9 protein-coding genes and 2 pseudogenes are annotated in these 14,270 nt (G+C 41.4%); 6 read left to right on the plus strand and 5 right to left on the minus strand.

Going from position 1 to position 14,270, the window contains the following annotated elements:
- Positions 1 to 32: 32 nt before the first annotated feature.
- The 3 genes and pseudogenes from OCU36_RS13925 to OCU36_RS13935 all read left to right on the plus strand — a co-directional run.
- Positions 33 to 179 (plus strand): annotated as a pseudogene (locus OCU36_RS13925) (transglycosylase SLT domain-containing protein); the annotation flags it as partial.
- A gap of 81 nt (positions 180 to 260) precedes the next feature.
- Positions 261 to 779, plus strand: coding sequence for an S-ribosylhomocysteine lyase (gene luxS / locus OCU36_RS13930; RefSeq protein ID WP_261838463.1), 519 nt, complete (start codon positions 261 to 263; stop codon positions 777 to 779).
- A 119-nt stretch (positions 780 to 898) separates the two neighbouring features.
- A complete protein-coding gene (locus OCU36_RS13935; RefSeq protein ID WP_261838464.1) occupies positions 899 to 1,819 on the plus strand; it encodes an IS5 family transposase in 921 nt (306 codons plus the stop codon).
- Between the two features lie 376 nt (positions 1,820 to 2,195).
- Here the strand turns inward: OCU36_RS13935 and OCU36_RS13940 are convergent, their stop codons facing one another.
- The 5 genes and pseudogenes from OCU36_RS13940 to OCU36_RS13960 form a co-directional block, all read right to left on the minus strand.
- Entirely contained in the window at positions 2,196 to 2,600 is a 405-nt protein-coding gene (locus OCU36_RS13940) for a hypothetical protein (protein WP_224067512.1), read from the minus strand.
- The gene (locus OCU36_RS13945) at positions 2,593 to 4,650 is read right to left on the minus strand and encodes a hypothetical protein (RefSeq protein WP_261838465.1); all 2,058 of its coding nucleotides are present in this window, start codon (positions 4,648 to 4,650) and stop codon (positions 2,593 to 2,595) included. Before OCU36_RS13945 ends, OCU36_RS13940 begins: the two co-directional genes overlap by 8 nt.
- Entirely contained in the window at positions 4,643 to 7,738 is a 3,096-nt protein-coding gene (locus tag OCU36_RS13950) for a hypothetical protein (protein ID WP_261838466.1), read from the minus strand. The genes OCU36_RS13945 and OCU36_RS13950 overlap by 8 nt, the downstream gene beginning before the upstream one ends.
- Complete coding sequence (locus tag OCU36_RS13955) at positions 7,735 to 9,210, minus strand: site-specific integrase (RefSeq protein ID WP_261838467.1); 1,476 nt, start codon at positions 9,208 to 9,210, stop codon at positions 7,735 to 7,737. Before OCU36_RS13955 ends, OCU36_RS13950 begins: the two co-directional genes overlap by 4 nt.
- Before the next feature lie 97 nt (positions 9,211 to 9,307).
- Positions 9,308 to 9,916: pseudogene (locus tag OCU36_RS13960) on the minus strand (magnesium chelatase domain-containing protein); the annotation flags it as partial.
- A 472-nt stretch (positions 9,917 to 10,388) separates the two neighbouring features.
- Between OCU36_RS13960 and ilvG the strand changes: the two are divergent.
- From ilvG to ilvD, 3 genes are all read left to right on the plus strand, one after another.
- On the plus strand, positions 10,389 to 12,035 hold the full coding sequence (gene ilvG, locus OCU36_RS13965) for an acetolactate synthase 2 catalytic subunit (protein WP_261838468.1): 1,647 nt from the start codon (positions 10,389 to 10,391) through the stop codon (positions 12,033 to 12,035).
- A gap of 1 nt (position 12,036) precedes the next feature.
- Positions 12,037 to 12,321, plus strand: a complete 285-nt coding sequence (ilvM, locus tag OCU36_RS13970; RefSeq protein ID WP_017073841.1) for an acetolactate synthase 2 small subunit — start codon at positions 12,037 to 12,039, stop codon at positions 12,319 to 12,321.
- 105 nt (positions 12,322 to 12,426) lie between these two features.
- Positions 12,427 to 14,268 (plus strand): dihydroxy-acid dehydratase, encoded by a 1,842-nt coding sequence (gene ilvD / locus OCU36_RS13975; RefSeq protein ID WP_261838469.1) that lies wholly within the window; start codon positions 12,427 to 12,429, stop codon positions 14,266 to 14,268.
- The last annotated feature ends 2 nt before the right edge of the window (positions 14,269 to 14,270 follow it).

Consider the following 14,270-nt stretch of genomic DNA (forward strand, 5'->3'; position numbering starts at 1 on the left):
TACACACCTCCAACTATATTTGTGACAGAACCCGCGGCGGCTATAAGCGTGGGGCCTATAAAAGCAAACCTAGCTTAATTAAAGTTGCAACACGCGTGGAGCAAACTACAAAGACGTATGGCGGGCAGTTGAAGCAATGTCGTCAGGAATTAGAAGACTACAGCGGCTGGCTCTTTTAGCCCCCTAATACGTTAAGGGGAATGAATAGAAATGATGACCAATACGTGTAAGTATTGGAGGTTACAATCAGGAGATATGTAATGCCTTTATTAGACAGTTTTACCGTAGACCACACACGTATGCATGCTCCAGCAGTTCGTGTGGCTAAAACGATGCAAACTCCAAAGGGAGATACCATCACAGTATTTGACTTACGTTTTACGGCACCGAACAAAGACATCCTTTCTGAGAAGGGAATTCACACGTTAGAGCACTTGTACGCTGGCTTTATGCGCAACCACTTAAGCGGTGATAGCGTTGAGATCATCGATATCTCACCAATGGGTTGCCGTACTGGTTTCTACATGAGTTTGATTGGTACGCCTTCAGAGCAGCAAGTGGCGGATGCTTGGGTTGCAGCAATGGAAGACATATTGAAAGTAGAAAGTCAAAACAAGATCCCTGAGCTGAATGAATACCAATGTGGTACAGCAGCAATGCACTCTTTAGATGAGGCAAAGCAAATCGCGAAAAACATTCTAGAAGCGGGCGTTGCAGTCAATAAGAATGATGATTTGGCACTGCCAGAATCTATGCTGAAAGAGTTGCGTATTGACTAAATTAGGCTCTGTCGCATGATAGGGAACTAAACAGTCCATGGGCTTTGTTGCGTAATTCGATGGAACTAAATCAGAAAGTTACGATCTGATCGGCTAAATCAGCTAATCTTCGTTGCCTTATGCCGAAACCTCGTTATAAAACAACTAACTGGAAACAGTACAACAAAGCCCTAATAAACCGTGGTTCACTTACTTTCTGGATTGATGAGGAAGCGATAGCCGAGTGGAAGCAAAACAAACAAGGCAAGCGTGGTAGACCTCGCCGATTCAGCGACTTAGCCATTACTACCGCACTGATGGTGAAACGCGTTTTCTCTCTGCCATTGAGAGCGCTGCAAGGTTTTCTAGACTCAGTATTGAAGCTGGCTAACATCCCGCTTGTTTGCCCGCACTATACCTGTATAAGCCGCCGAGCTAAGGAAGTTGAGGTTTCATTTAAAACCAAAACCAGAGGAACAATACAACATCTGGCCATTGATGCCACTGGCCTCAAGGTTTATGGCGAAGGTGAATGGAAGGTCAAGAAGCATGGTACTGATGGGAAGCGCAGAGTCTGGCGTAAGCTGCACATCGCAGTAGATACAAACACCCACGAAATAGTCGCAGCAGAGCTGAGTTTATCTAACGTAACCGATGCCGAAGTGCTCCCAAACTTGCTAAAGCAGACACGTCGTAAAATCATTGAGATATCAGGTGATGGCGCTTATGACACAAGGGGTTGCTATGATGCTATACGGATCAAGCGAGCGGTTCCACTCATCCCGCCACGAGAAGGGGCGGCATTCTGGGAACGTGGGCATCCTCGTAATTTAGCGGTAGGTTGTCAGAAGCTATACGGCTCCAACAGGACTTGGAAAAAGCAGTATGGCTATCATAAACGCTCGCTGTCAGAGACAGCAATGCATCGAGTGAAACAGCTGTTGGGTGGGAAACTCAGTCTCCGAAATTACAACGCTCAGGTTGGTGAGACTTACGCCATGATCAAAGCTCTGAACAAGCTTACAGGACTTGGTATGCCTGAAACTCAGTATATCGTTTAAAAATCAAGCGTGATGGAACGGGCATGTCTTCTCTCTGAATTAAGCAACAAAGCCTCACACAATCTACATATTTACCATTGATAATGAGAAATATCACATAAATACAATCACTTCAGGCCTAACTTATTCACGCAACATTTCAATTCCGTGAGCATATCGAGCTCTATCATTGGATGAATACTTCTCAGGCAACAGTACAACCCTACACCCACACAAAGCCTATGAGTAGCGCGCACGAAGAGAAAGTAGTAGTACATAACGGGGTATGAAGCCCAATGAAACGTACACGCTTAATTCTCGAAGTTATTCCTATTTAAATTCAAAACTAGGGGGATGTTGTTATAGCCTTTACCTAAAATAGTCACTTCACTGCGCATTAAAGCTTCCCATACTTTTCTTTATATTCTAGTAGTAACTCAGATGCATTCTCGTATCTGACTCTCATATCATCATACATGCTGTACAAGGCGTTAATGTGTGATAGTAAGGCAGATACGTCATCACCTTTAGCCGACTTACTCAACTGTGATATAGCCTTCTGCTGCTTCTTATTCTGCTCTGTTAGCTTCTTATTTTTATAGGATAAATCTCTATTATCCCATTGTTTTTTTTGAACTTGCCCCGCAGTGTCAATTTTTGCCAATAGTTTAGGATAGTTATTGGCAATGTTAGAGCGTTGGCAGCCTAGATATCTCGCGATGGCATTAGCATTTATTTTTCTATCTTCACTGATAAAAAGGGCTAAAGCCTGCTCGATTTTTTCCTCTGATACTTTACCCATTATAAACCTCTTTTGTTCCATTACCTTCTATATCAGATATAGCCTTATCAGCTGATGCTAGCGTCCTTTTCAAGACACTTAAGAAGGTTTGGTATCTATCAGCTAAGCCAGCATCCATGATTCGGCTAATGCCTCGCTCGGCGCTGTTTTTGGTTGCCGTCCAAAATGGTAAGTGCCTTCTAGTCGCAAAATATGTATAACAATAAATACAGCTATCAGGAACGGCCACATTGTGCATTTTACAGCTAGAACCTGCTGCACAATAACCATGAGGTAAACCAAGGATTCCATCACTGTTTTTTGTCGCCAAGGCAATTAGCTCTTGAATACTCTCTATATGTTCGTGATGGTCTGTCGAGAATATAATTCCTGATTGTCCTTTGTTTAATTTATTGACGATGTTTTTCAGCCGTTTGCCACCGCCGCCACCTATTTCACCTTTTATAGCGCTTTCAACAATATCGGTAATTACTTCCTCTGTTAAAAGAGCATCAAATCCCTCGATAATATTTTTTAAATCATCAATCGCCTCAAAACCACGTTGAGCATAAACAAATGTGACCATCTCGCTCATATGCTTAAACTGTTGGGATATATGATGGATATCGCCTAATTTATTGGCAATAATGAACCACGCAAAACTATGCCTCAACATATGAGGCGTAACTCTGAAAATATCTCCTACTTTATATTCAACTCCTCTCATACCAGAGTTTGCACTTACTGATTTATAGTTGCATTTGTATTTTTTTAAAAACTCAATATCAGACTCTGTTACTTCAACTTCAATTAAATCTAACGCTACAGCAGTCGAGCCTTGCCCAGAAGTATCAGTTTTAATTGGTTTGGTTGGTTTAGGAAACCAGAGGTTTCCTTTTTGTGATGCGTAGTTAAATGCGAAGAGATAATTATTTTCAAGAGCTTCTTCAAATAGCTCCTCGTTCCTTTCACTAATTTTTGAAGGATAGTATTCTAGAATTAGCTTAATTCTATCATAATAGACAGTATTAACGTCACTTAGTAATTTCATAGCGTCATACACTTGTTTACAGGATACCCAATCAAGAACAACATCCTCATTGGTATATTTCCTCAATGTTGACTCAATGAAATATTTCACCTTCCCATTTTCTCTTTTACACTTATGAGCGTTGTTTTTTGTTGCTTTGCCTTCCGATACCCTAAACCCTGTAAGAGCTAGCAACATAGTAAATGCATAAGGAGTTATTCTTCTTATCTTATCCCTTAGCCCCCTATATTCAACAACTTCATCTTTACTCAGCATTCTAGGTAATATACTTAAAACATTCTGGTTCACATTTGGGTTTCTTAGTGCATAAGCTTCAAAATTGACATTAACTTTTTTTCCTAGGGTGATAAACCGCTTTATATCCTTTTTATTTTCAAATAATTTACTACATTCAGAAATTATTTTTTTCTGAATCATCGGTGGAACTAATGGGTGTTTCAGTCGGTTGACAGTATCAGCTTTAGTTCGTTTGGCTTTAGTGTTAGCCTCAATAACTTCCTTTGAAAACTCTTGATTTATGAAGTTCAGCTCAAGCAATACGGTCAAGGAGTCCTTAACCACACCAACTGTTGACGGACCATGCTCCTGCCGATAGTTAATATAAGATGAAACAACATCATTAAACTTCAACTTTGGTAATTCACCTAATTCATGAAATGATTCATAACCTCTGGAGTTAAGATACTTTGAGAGTCTTATCAATTCTTTTATTATTCTTGAAGATGTACTGAACCTTTTTGTGGCACCTCCTAGTTTAGTACCACGCTTAGCTATTAAGATAAAAATCGTTTTTACTTCAAACTCGAATATAGGAAGCGTCTCTATTACGAGTCTTTTTTCAGTTTTATTTGGTCTAAATTTATTACCTTTAAAATTGTAAGCTTCGCCGCTCAACTGTGATTCGTAGACAGTAAAATCAGGTATTTTATTGATTTCTTTCAATGTTAGCCTATTAATTTTATAGCTTCCATCTAGCTCTTGAGACACTAGCTTATCAAACACTTCATCCAATTTATTCATGGCTATTACCTACAATATTAGATAATGGAAATGCAAACTCCCAATCAGGGTGCAGCCCCTTTGTCTCAATTAAAGATCTCGCTTTATTAACAATGTCTGGCTTAGATGCTTCTATGAAAGATATAATGTCATCAACTCTCTTTGACAATATGTCAACGAACTCCCTCTGATTCTCAGGATCTTCATTGTTGACTATAGCTCGCTCCATTGATGATATGACATATTCTTTATATGACAATAACTTCCACATATGGTCTGCGTCTTTCACTACTTTAAAATACTTACACCAAATACAAGCAAGAAAATCGCCGCAATACTTATTGTCTTTATCAACAATTTTAGCATTTAATTTATTAAATCGTTTCACTTCATCGCTATCTGGTTCTGATGAGCAAACTCCTACTGGTGTTTCTTGAGCATTATCAAGTTCATTAATATCATCGATAGCATTTAACTCTTGGCTTATTTCTTTCCCTGAGAAATAGTTAGCCATTATATCGATCCCCCTTGAAAGTGTTTCCTCGCCCTCAGATTTTGATATCGCCTTGTAGCTTTTCAGGAAAGTTTGAAAGTTATGAGCAGCCAATTCCTCATATTCTCTCACACTCTTGGCTATATTTTTGTAAATAAAATTCACACCACCTTTCCTAATTTTTCTTGGGTTATAGTGTATCTCGCACCCCAAGTCTGATATTAATTTAGGTATCCTTCTTAAATTACCGGCATCTATCCTTTTTACACCATTTACGTCACATGGCTCTATAAATAAATGACTTTCTATACTGTGTCTTTCCCTTAATTCAGAAGTTAGGTTATCTCTGACAAATATAATATCTCTTACAACCGACCTTAAGTCTCGGTCTGCAACTGAACTGCTATCAAAGTCATATTGACTTGACTTATATGAACGCCTATTTTTAATCAAAACCAAGTCATAGTTTTCTTGATTAGTTATAGGATTAACTCTTTTGGTTAATCTATCTAGTGATAAGTCCAATAATGGCTGTTGATTCCAACCTGTCTTTATTTGTATCTTTGCATAATAGAAATATATTTTATCACGTAAAGAATTATTTTTACATCTTAGTGCTTTCTCTATGTAGAAAGCCAACTCTCTAACTTCTTCCACTGTATAGTGTTTATTGCTATTACCAGAAATCTTTTTAATTTTCTCATCTTTAGAGTTTGATATAATATACACATCTGGAATCTCTCCAGCAAACTCGCCAATAATACTCCTAAATGAATTTCTATAGTGCATAATTGTTGTGGAATTTTCGCTCTTATCTTTTACAAGAGATTGAAATATCTCTAAGCAAGTAACGCCTACATTATATTTTCTATCAACAAAGGCTAATAACCCATTATCTTTTATTGCCTCTAATTGTTTACCGGATAATCTTGGCAAGACTTTTTTTAAACCAGCTATAAAATTCTGAAGTTTTGAGTGATAGGTTATTTCAGATATATCAATATGGTCTAGATTTCGCATATATTCTTCATGTTTTACTTTGAAGTCATAGAAAGCCTTTTCTGATAAATACCCTAAGACATCTAGGCTCATAGGTTTAATTTCATCATTTCTTGATATACCGCTAAAATATAACGTATATGGAGAGTCTTTTATAACAAATACTTCTTTATTGAAATGATGTTTTAGTATTGACAATCCAAGACGATATAGTGACTTTGCTCCGATTAATCTAGCGCGATCATTAATCCTATCATTTATATCTTCTTTATCTAAATAATTAAGACCAAATCTACATAACTCATTAAAGTCATTATCAGGTAGTATCTCTTTTAGCAGTGGAAGACCGATAGAATCAAAGTCTGAAAAATAATGCATGACAGTGGTTCTACTTACTCCCTTAAATTCATGTTTTGTAGCTATATCCGCTAATTCATTGAATATTACCTTTGAGTATTTGTAGGTATTTTTTAAAAATACATCTCCTCCTTGTAACTTAAGTGGCACTCTATAATTTGGGTAATAAATACCTAGCTGAGTCAAGACTTCAATCATAGTTTTATGATTAAAATGATCTACATTTCCCTTTAAATCTTCTGACAGATCTATATTTTCATTGAATATCAACAGATTTACATCAGTGAATATTTCTTTATACTTATCACTACTTTTTATGTATTCAATTGCTTCTAATGCACCAATTATATTCAACCTGACAGTGCATTCTTTAACATCATTACTTAGTTTCTTAACTTTCCAATCAACAAGTGCATCAAAGAATTCAATCGACACATGGTAAGCACTGTATAACACAGGGGTATCAACCCCTTCATGTTTAGTTGTTGTAATTAAATCAGCCTGCTTATAAACACCATTAGAGTAATTTATTAAGTTAGTTAGTTGTTTTATTCGTAGCAAAGCTGATTTTTCGTCACTTACATTGTATATGGTATACTCAAGATCGATCCAATCCACCTTATTGATTATAAGTGGATGCAAACCTTTTTCTTTTAACTTCTTGATTTGCTGATTATTCAAAAGAGGTAAGATGTCAAAAAAACCTTTGATAGAGCCAGCAAGCGTTACTGATAATCCACCATGTTTGTAAACAGAGGAAGTTAAGTCTCTTAGATCTTGAAAAAGCTTTGTTCCAAAAAGTCCATGATTAAAAATGAGATCACTGTGTAATTGAAGTCTGTACTCATTACCTACCAGAGTCTCTGTAGTAACTATTTTAGATGTTGCATAAATACCATGAGAGTAATTTATGATATTTGCTAAAGCCTTTCTTAACCCTACTGCTTTTTTGGGGTTAGAAGCATGAGCAGCATGAATAAGATATTCTAACTCAACCCATACATCTGTTTCTTCTAACAAGAAGCTTACGCCAGAACCTCTCAATACCTTAAGGTTTTCATCGGATAAACAGTCCAAGAGTTCAAAGAAATAATTTATTGTTTGGCGCTTTGTGTCCCTTGATGCTCCCGCAGGTAAAGAAGTTGTGAGTATGCTATCTAATTGCTTCAGTAGCCTAGAATCTTGCAAATGATGCCTTTCAATGATGGCTCCATTCTTCTCGTGAAACTTTTTAACCATGTTTGCTTCACTTATTGTCATCCCTGATCCTCACTTCCTAGTTCTATTACTGAAGCTTCCACTTCTTGACTTAGCTCCTGTTTTTCCCGAGTTAAACGTTCTTCAACATCCTTGTAAATTTCACTAACCCACAGGTCTAACTTCTCATCATATGTAATGCCTCTAGCCACATTAACGTAATGCTGTAATGTGGTATCCCAGTTATTATGACCTAGCAGCTCCATAACCTTCCATTTGATGAAACCTAATGGCATCCCCATAGCGAACATAGCTTTAATTAACCTTGTAGCATATGTGGATCTAGAGCCATGAAAGTGCGGCTCATCAAGGATTAAGTTGCCTTTTTTTCTGAGTTCTGGTCTAGATTTGGAAACAATATTAATAACAGAGCGCTCAGAGATTCTGACCCCACGTTGGTTTATAAATAATGGCTTGCCGTGTGTTTGTTCGTAGGCTAGTGCATCGGAGTGCTCAGGAAGGCTTTCTAAGTAGGATTTGTACTTAGGCATATGCTTGAGTCGTTTTGCAGAATTCTTATGAGCAAAAAGACGTGACATCAGTTTCTTGGGAACTAATACGGTTCTTCGCTTGTCATTTTTGCCAATTATCTCAACATCGAATACTGATTTATCAGAGAGTTCAGGATCTACAATTTGTTCATCAGGTAAGCGGGTTATTTCTTTAGCTCTGAGACCCACCTGAAAACCTAAATCAGCCCAGAGGCGCCTTGTCTCAAACTGCATGTATTGAGTTCCGAAAAAAGCCGTCATTTCAGCTAGTGACCAAGGCTGATTGTCTCGTTTCACCTTATCCGATTTGTGTTTCTTTGGTACCCTTAGGTCAGTTGTTTGTACTAGGAGTGGTTTCTTATATGCAGAAATAACTGCATCAGGAGCAAAGAGAAAGTCCAACTCATCATCGTCTTTATCCTTGCCCTTGGATACTGAAACGTACTTATAATCAAAAGGGATCTTATCAATTCGACCAGTCTTATACATCCATTCGTAAAACTGTTTAACGTGCAAGAGTAAAAGGTTCCCAGTGCTGAACTCTATCTCTCTAGATTTCACTCTATCAATGACATGACTTTTAAATCGGTATGGCGGCAGCCATAGTTTCTGGTCAGCAGAGAAAGTGTTTAGTAGGCCATCGTAAATATCTAAGCTCTCTTCTTCGCAGAAAGTAAAGTATGCTTTGAGTGAAGCTGCTATCTTATCAAGTGTGACCACCTGAACTGTCTCACCATCGCTATCTCTATTCTTGTCCTCTATATCCTTGTAATTAACACGACCTGTGTATTTCTGCTGTAAGAACAAGTTAGCATCAAGACATTCACTCATCATAGAAGTGCTATGCAACACGGGAAACTTAAGTACCACCTCTGGTGCCTGATATTTGATAACTCTCAAATGTTCACCATTCAGCTCTTCTGTCTCTCCATTGAAAGAACCTAATGCGCCTACTTCTAATTCGATAGCCTTCTTAAGAATCATATGGATAACCACTGTTAAGTAACACAAACTAAAGGGTAACACTTTTTGCATTATTTTACAGGTGATACTTCCATAAACTTGATCGAGGTGACGGTGATGCTCGCTTACCTTGTTGCTGACCAATAATATCTTGTAGATCACGATTGTTTGACCCATCAACCGGATGGTACTCGGTTCGATACAAGCCCAGTTGAGCCTGACCACACAGGTCCGCACAAACCTCCAGCAACGTTTGTGCGGATTTGTGATCGCCTCTTCCAACCAACGCAGCCTGATCACCATTATGATGAGGAACAACTAAGCCGCGTTCAACACTGTCGGCGGCTAACGTTGCTGGCAACACGCCCTTTACTGATCGCAACTCTCCTGACAACGCCAACTCTCCGATGAATTCATGCTGCGCTATTTTTGATGTGGGTAATTGTTCCGATGCCACCAATATACCCAGCGCAATTGGCAAATCAAAACGACCACCTTCCTTGGGCAAATCAGCAGGAGCAAGATTGACGGTGATTCTCTTCGATGGAAACTCAAAGCGAGAATTGATAATGGCGCTTCTCACTCGATCTTTAGACTCCTTAACCGTTGTTTCAGGTAGACCCACCAGTGTAAAGCCAGGCATTCCGTTACTTATATGCACCTCAACAGTCACTTCTGGCGCCTCTACACCCACACTAGCTCGACTGTGAATTATCGCGAGTCCCATAACTTTCCTTTGTCTTTGATTTAAAAGTATTCACTCTGGATATTCATGCTTCACCAAAGCGATAAGGTTGTTATATAGCGTGATGGAATGGTATTTTAATGTGAAAAAAGAATGACATTTTCCTTGTCATGCGGCAGATTTGTGTGATAACACTAGAGATGTAGACATTTACTGAAGACAATAAACGAGAAAACTCGAATTTTATGATTTTTAACGCTCGCATTTACGCACTGATTAACCTGATTATCGTAGTCATTATTGGGACGGCGCGGGGGCGAGTGGGAAAAAAGTAACCACGAATTAGAAAAAACCCCCGCACTGAAAAGTCCGGGGGTTTTTTCTAATTTAATGATTCGATTTTTATAATTTTGATTATTTTCGGCTTTGCCGATTTACAGGAAGAATGGGAGCACAAGATGTGCAGAGACAATGGAAACAATGACCAAAATAAAGGTAATACGGAGGAATTACGATGAAAGGCGCAGAACTTGTCGTATCCGCACTCAAGCAACAAGGCATTGAGACCATTTTTGGTTACCCTGGTGGTGCCATCATGCCCATCTACGATGCTCTCTATGATGGGGGGGTCGAACACATCCTATGTCGCCACGAGCAAGGCGCTGCAATGGCCGCCATCGGCATGGCTCGAGCAACACAAGAGGTCGCGGTTTGCATGGCCACCTCAGGACCAGGGGCAACCAACTTAGTCACAGGTCTTGCTGATGCCTTTATGGATTCCATTCCACTCGTTGCCATTACCGGTCAAGTCGCTAGCTCTCACATCGGCACGGATGCATTCCAAGAAATGGATGTGATTGGTATGTCTCTATCTTGTACTAAGCACAGCTACCTAGTGACTGACATTGAAGACCTTGCGCCAACACTCGCAGAAGCGTTTGTGGTAGCAAAATCTGGTCGGCCTGGTCCGGTTATCGTCGATATCGCTAAAGATGTTCAACTAGCAGAAGCACCCGTTAACACTCTTCCTGAATTTACGCCACCCGCCATGCCTGTTGCAGCCACTGATGCCATTGAACAGGCACAATACTTTTTGTCTCAAGCGACCCGCCCGGTTTTATACGTTGGAGGGGGCGTTCAACTTGCTAAAGCCACCGATGCAGTTCGTGAGTTTTTACGCCTTAACCCCATGCCAGCAGTAAGCACACTCAAAGGCTTGGGTACGATCGAACGTGACGACCCACACTACCTTGGCATGCTGGGTATGCACGGCACTAAAGCCGCTAACCTTGTGGTTCAAGAGAGTGACCTATTGATTGTTGTTGGTGCTCGTTTTGATGACCGAGTAACAGGCAAGCTCGATACCTTCGCGCCGCATGCTAAGGTTATCCATATTGATATCGATGCCGCCGAGTTCAGTAAACTTCGCCTTGCCGATGCACCAATTCGCGGCGACATTAACAAGGTTATGCCTCAGTTAGAACTGACTCAAGATATCTCCTCTTGGGTTCACCACTCTGAAGGCCTTCGTCGCTCATTCAAATGGCGTTACGACCACCCTGGCGATTTGATCTTTGCTCCACTGCTGTTGAAGCAACTGTCAGATATGATGCCAGCAAGCTCTATTGTTTCAACCGATGTCGGCCAACACCAGATGTGGGCCGCTCAACACATTCAGCCACGCGATCCACAGAACTTCATCACCTCTGCCGGTTTAGGCACCATGGGCTTTGGCTTACCCGCAGCAATGGGCGCCTCAGTTGGCCGTCCAGATGACCAATCAATTCTTATCTCTGGTGACGGCTCGTTCATGATGAACGTGCAAGAACTTGGCACGTTGAAGCGTCGCCAAATCCCAGTGAAGATGGTACTGCTTAATAACTCTCGCTTGGGTATGGTTCGTCAATGGCAATCGCTGTTCTTTGACGGTCGCCACAGTGAAACCATCCTGGATGACAACCCTGACTTCGTGATGCTCGCGAAAGCATTCGATATCCCAGGAAAAACCATCACTCGTAAAGAGGAAGTCGAGCCAGCACTGAAAGAGATGCTAGAGAGCAAAACCGCTTACCTCCTTCATGTCCTGATCGATGAAGAAGAAAATGTATGGCCACTAGTACCGCCAGGTGCTTCAAACAGTGAGATGTTGGAGAACACATAACATGAAAAGATACCTATTAGACATCAAAGCCGATGATAAGCCAGTACTACTAGAGCGTGTTCTTCGTGTTATCCGTCACCGTGGCTTCATTGTCAAACAAGTAGCTGGTACTCAAAACCAAGAGAGTAAAGTGGCAAGTGTTGAGATCATTGTCGACAGTGACCGCCCGATCTCTTTCTTGGTGAATCAAATCGAAAAATTATGGGATGTACGTACCGTTGACGTTATCTCTATCAGTCGTAATGAGCTACCAAACAACAACCTACAACAAAAGATCAATGCTTGAGGAACCACTGAAGATCAGTGGGGCTGGTTAGACGACGTTTACTCAGAAAACCATCGACCTATGAATCAGTAAGCAATAGCCAAATATTTTATAAGGAATTAAGTAATGCCTATCTATCGTTCAGCAACGACTACCCACGGACGCAACATGGCTGGTGCGCGCGCTTTATGGCGTGCAACTGGCGTCAAAGATGATGACTTCGGTAAGCCAATCATCGCCGTTGTAAACTCTTTCACTCAATTCGTACCAGGCCACGTTCACCTAAAAGATATGGGGCAACTGGTTGCTGGTGAAATCGAGAAAGCGGGCGGCATCGCTAAAGAATTCAACACCATTGCTGTCGATGACGGTATCGCTATGGGTCACGGCGGCATGTTGTACTCACTGCCATCACGTGAGCTTATTGCAGACTCAGTTGAGTACATGGTCAATGCGCACTGTGCTGATGCGATGGTATGTATCTCTAACTGTGACAAAATCACCCCAGGAATGATGATGGCAGCAATGCGCCTTAACATTCCGGTGATCTTTGTATCTGGCGGTCCAATGGAAGCGGGGAAAACCAAGCTTTCAGATCAAATCATCAAACTCGACCTGGTTGACGCGATGGTTCAGGGTGCCGATCCAACCATTTCTGATGAGCAAAGTGAACAGGTAGAGCGTTCTGCTTGTCCGACTTGTGGCTCATGTTCAGGCATGTTCACAGCTAACTCAATGAACTGTCTAACAGAAGCGCTTGGCCTATCTCAGCCAGGTAACGGTTCTATGTTGGCAACGCACGCAGACCGTAAAGAACTATTCATCAATGCCGGTAAACGTATCGTTGAGTTGACTAAGCGCTACTACGAGCAAGATGATGAATCAGCACTGCCACGCAACATCGCTAATCGCGCAGCATTTGATAATGCCATGGCGCTTGATATTGCGATGGGGGGTTCAAGTAACACCGTTCTTCACCTTTTAGCTGCCGCTCAAGAAGGCGACATTGATTTTGATATGAGTGATATCGATGCAATGTCTCGTCGTGTTCCTCACTTATGTAAAGTGGCACCGTCAACACCGAAATACCACATGGAAGACGTTCACCGCGCGGGTGGGGTTATGGCAATCCTAGGGGAACTTGACCGTGCGGGACTGATCAATAACCAAACTCGTACTGTGCTTGGTCTAAGCATGCAAGAGCAGCTCGCTCAATACGACATCATGCAGACAGAAGACGAAGCGGTACTCAAGTTCTTCCGCGCGGGACCAGCAGGCATCCGCACCACCAAAGCTTTCTCACAAGATTGTCGTTGGGATCGCCTGGATGACGACCGCGTCGATGGTTGTATTCGTGCCAAAGAGCACGCATTCAGCCCTGAAGGTGGCCTCGCGGTACTTTCCGGGAACATCGCCGTTGATGGTTGTATCGTTAAGACCGCTGGCGTTGATGAAGAAAACCTAAAATTCCAAGGCCCTGCGATCGTATTCGAAAGCCAAGATAGTGCCGTTGACGGCATCTTGGGTGGAAAAGTCAAAGCCGGTGAAGTGGTTGTTATTCGTTACGAAGGTCCGAAAGGTGGCCCGGGCATGCAAGAGATGCTTTACCCAACCACTTACCTAAAATCGATGGGCTTAGGCAAGTCTTGTGCTTTGCTAACAGACGGTCGTTTCTCTGGTGGTACTTCGGGTCTATCGATTGGTCACGCCTCTCCAGAAGCAGCAAGCGGCGGCGTCATTGCCCTTGTGAATACTGGCGATATTATCACTATCGATATACCTAACCGTTCAATCACACTTGATGTGCCAGAAGCCGAGTTAGCAGCGCGTCGTGTTAAGCAAGACGCACTAGGTTGGAAACCAGAAAACCGTCAACGAGAAGTCTCTTTCGCACTGAAAGCTTACGCAAGCATGGCGACCAGCGCCGACAAAGGCGCGGTACGTGACAAGTCGAAACTAGAGGGCTAATC

It is taken from the genome of Vibrio artabrorum (assembly GCF_024347295.1).
Taxonomy (GTDB): domain Bacteria; phylum Pseudomonadota; class Gammaproteobacteria; order Enterobacterales; family Vibrionaceae; genus Vibrio; species Vibrio artabrorum.

Coding starts and splice junctions, on each gene's coding strand:
- OCU36_RS13940 (WP_224067512.1), bottom strand. CDS start 2,600: ATGGGTAAAGTATCAGAGGAAAAAATCGAGCAGGCTTTAGCCCTTTTT.
- ilvD (WP_261838469.1), top strand. CDS start 12,427: ATGCCTATCTATCGTTCAGCAACGACTACCCACGGACGCAACATGGCT.
- luxS (WP_261838463.1), top strand. CDS start 261: ATGCCTTTATTAGACAGTTTTACCGTAGACCACACACGTATGCATGCT.
- OCU36_RS13935 (WP_261838464.1), top strand. CDS start 899: ATGCCGAAACCTCGTTATAAAACAACTAACTGGAAACAGTACAACAAA.
- OCU36_RS13945 (WP_261838465.1), bottom strand. CDS start 4,650: ATGAATAAATTGGATGAAGTGTTTGATAAGCTAGTGTCTCAAGAGCTA.
- ilvG (WP_261838468.1), top strand. CDS start 10,389: ATGAAAGGCGCAGAACTTGTCGTATCCGCACTCAAGCAACAAGGCATT.
- OCU36_RS13955 (WP_261838467.1), bottom strand. CDS start 9,210: ATGATTCTTAAGAAGGCTATCGAATTAGAAGTAGGCGCATTAGGTTCT.
- OCU36_RS13950 (WP_261838466.1), bottom strand. CDS start 7,738: ATGACAATAAGTGAAGCAAACATGGTTAAAAAGTTTCACGAGAAGAAT.
- ilvM (WP_017073841.1), top strand. CDS start 12,037: ATGAAAAGATACCTATTAGACATCAAAGCCGATGATAAGCCAGTACTA.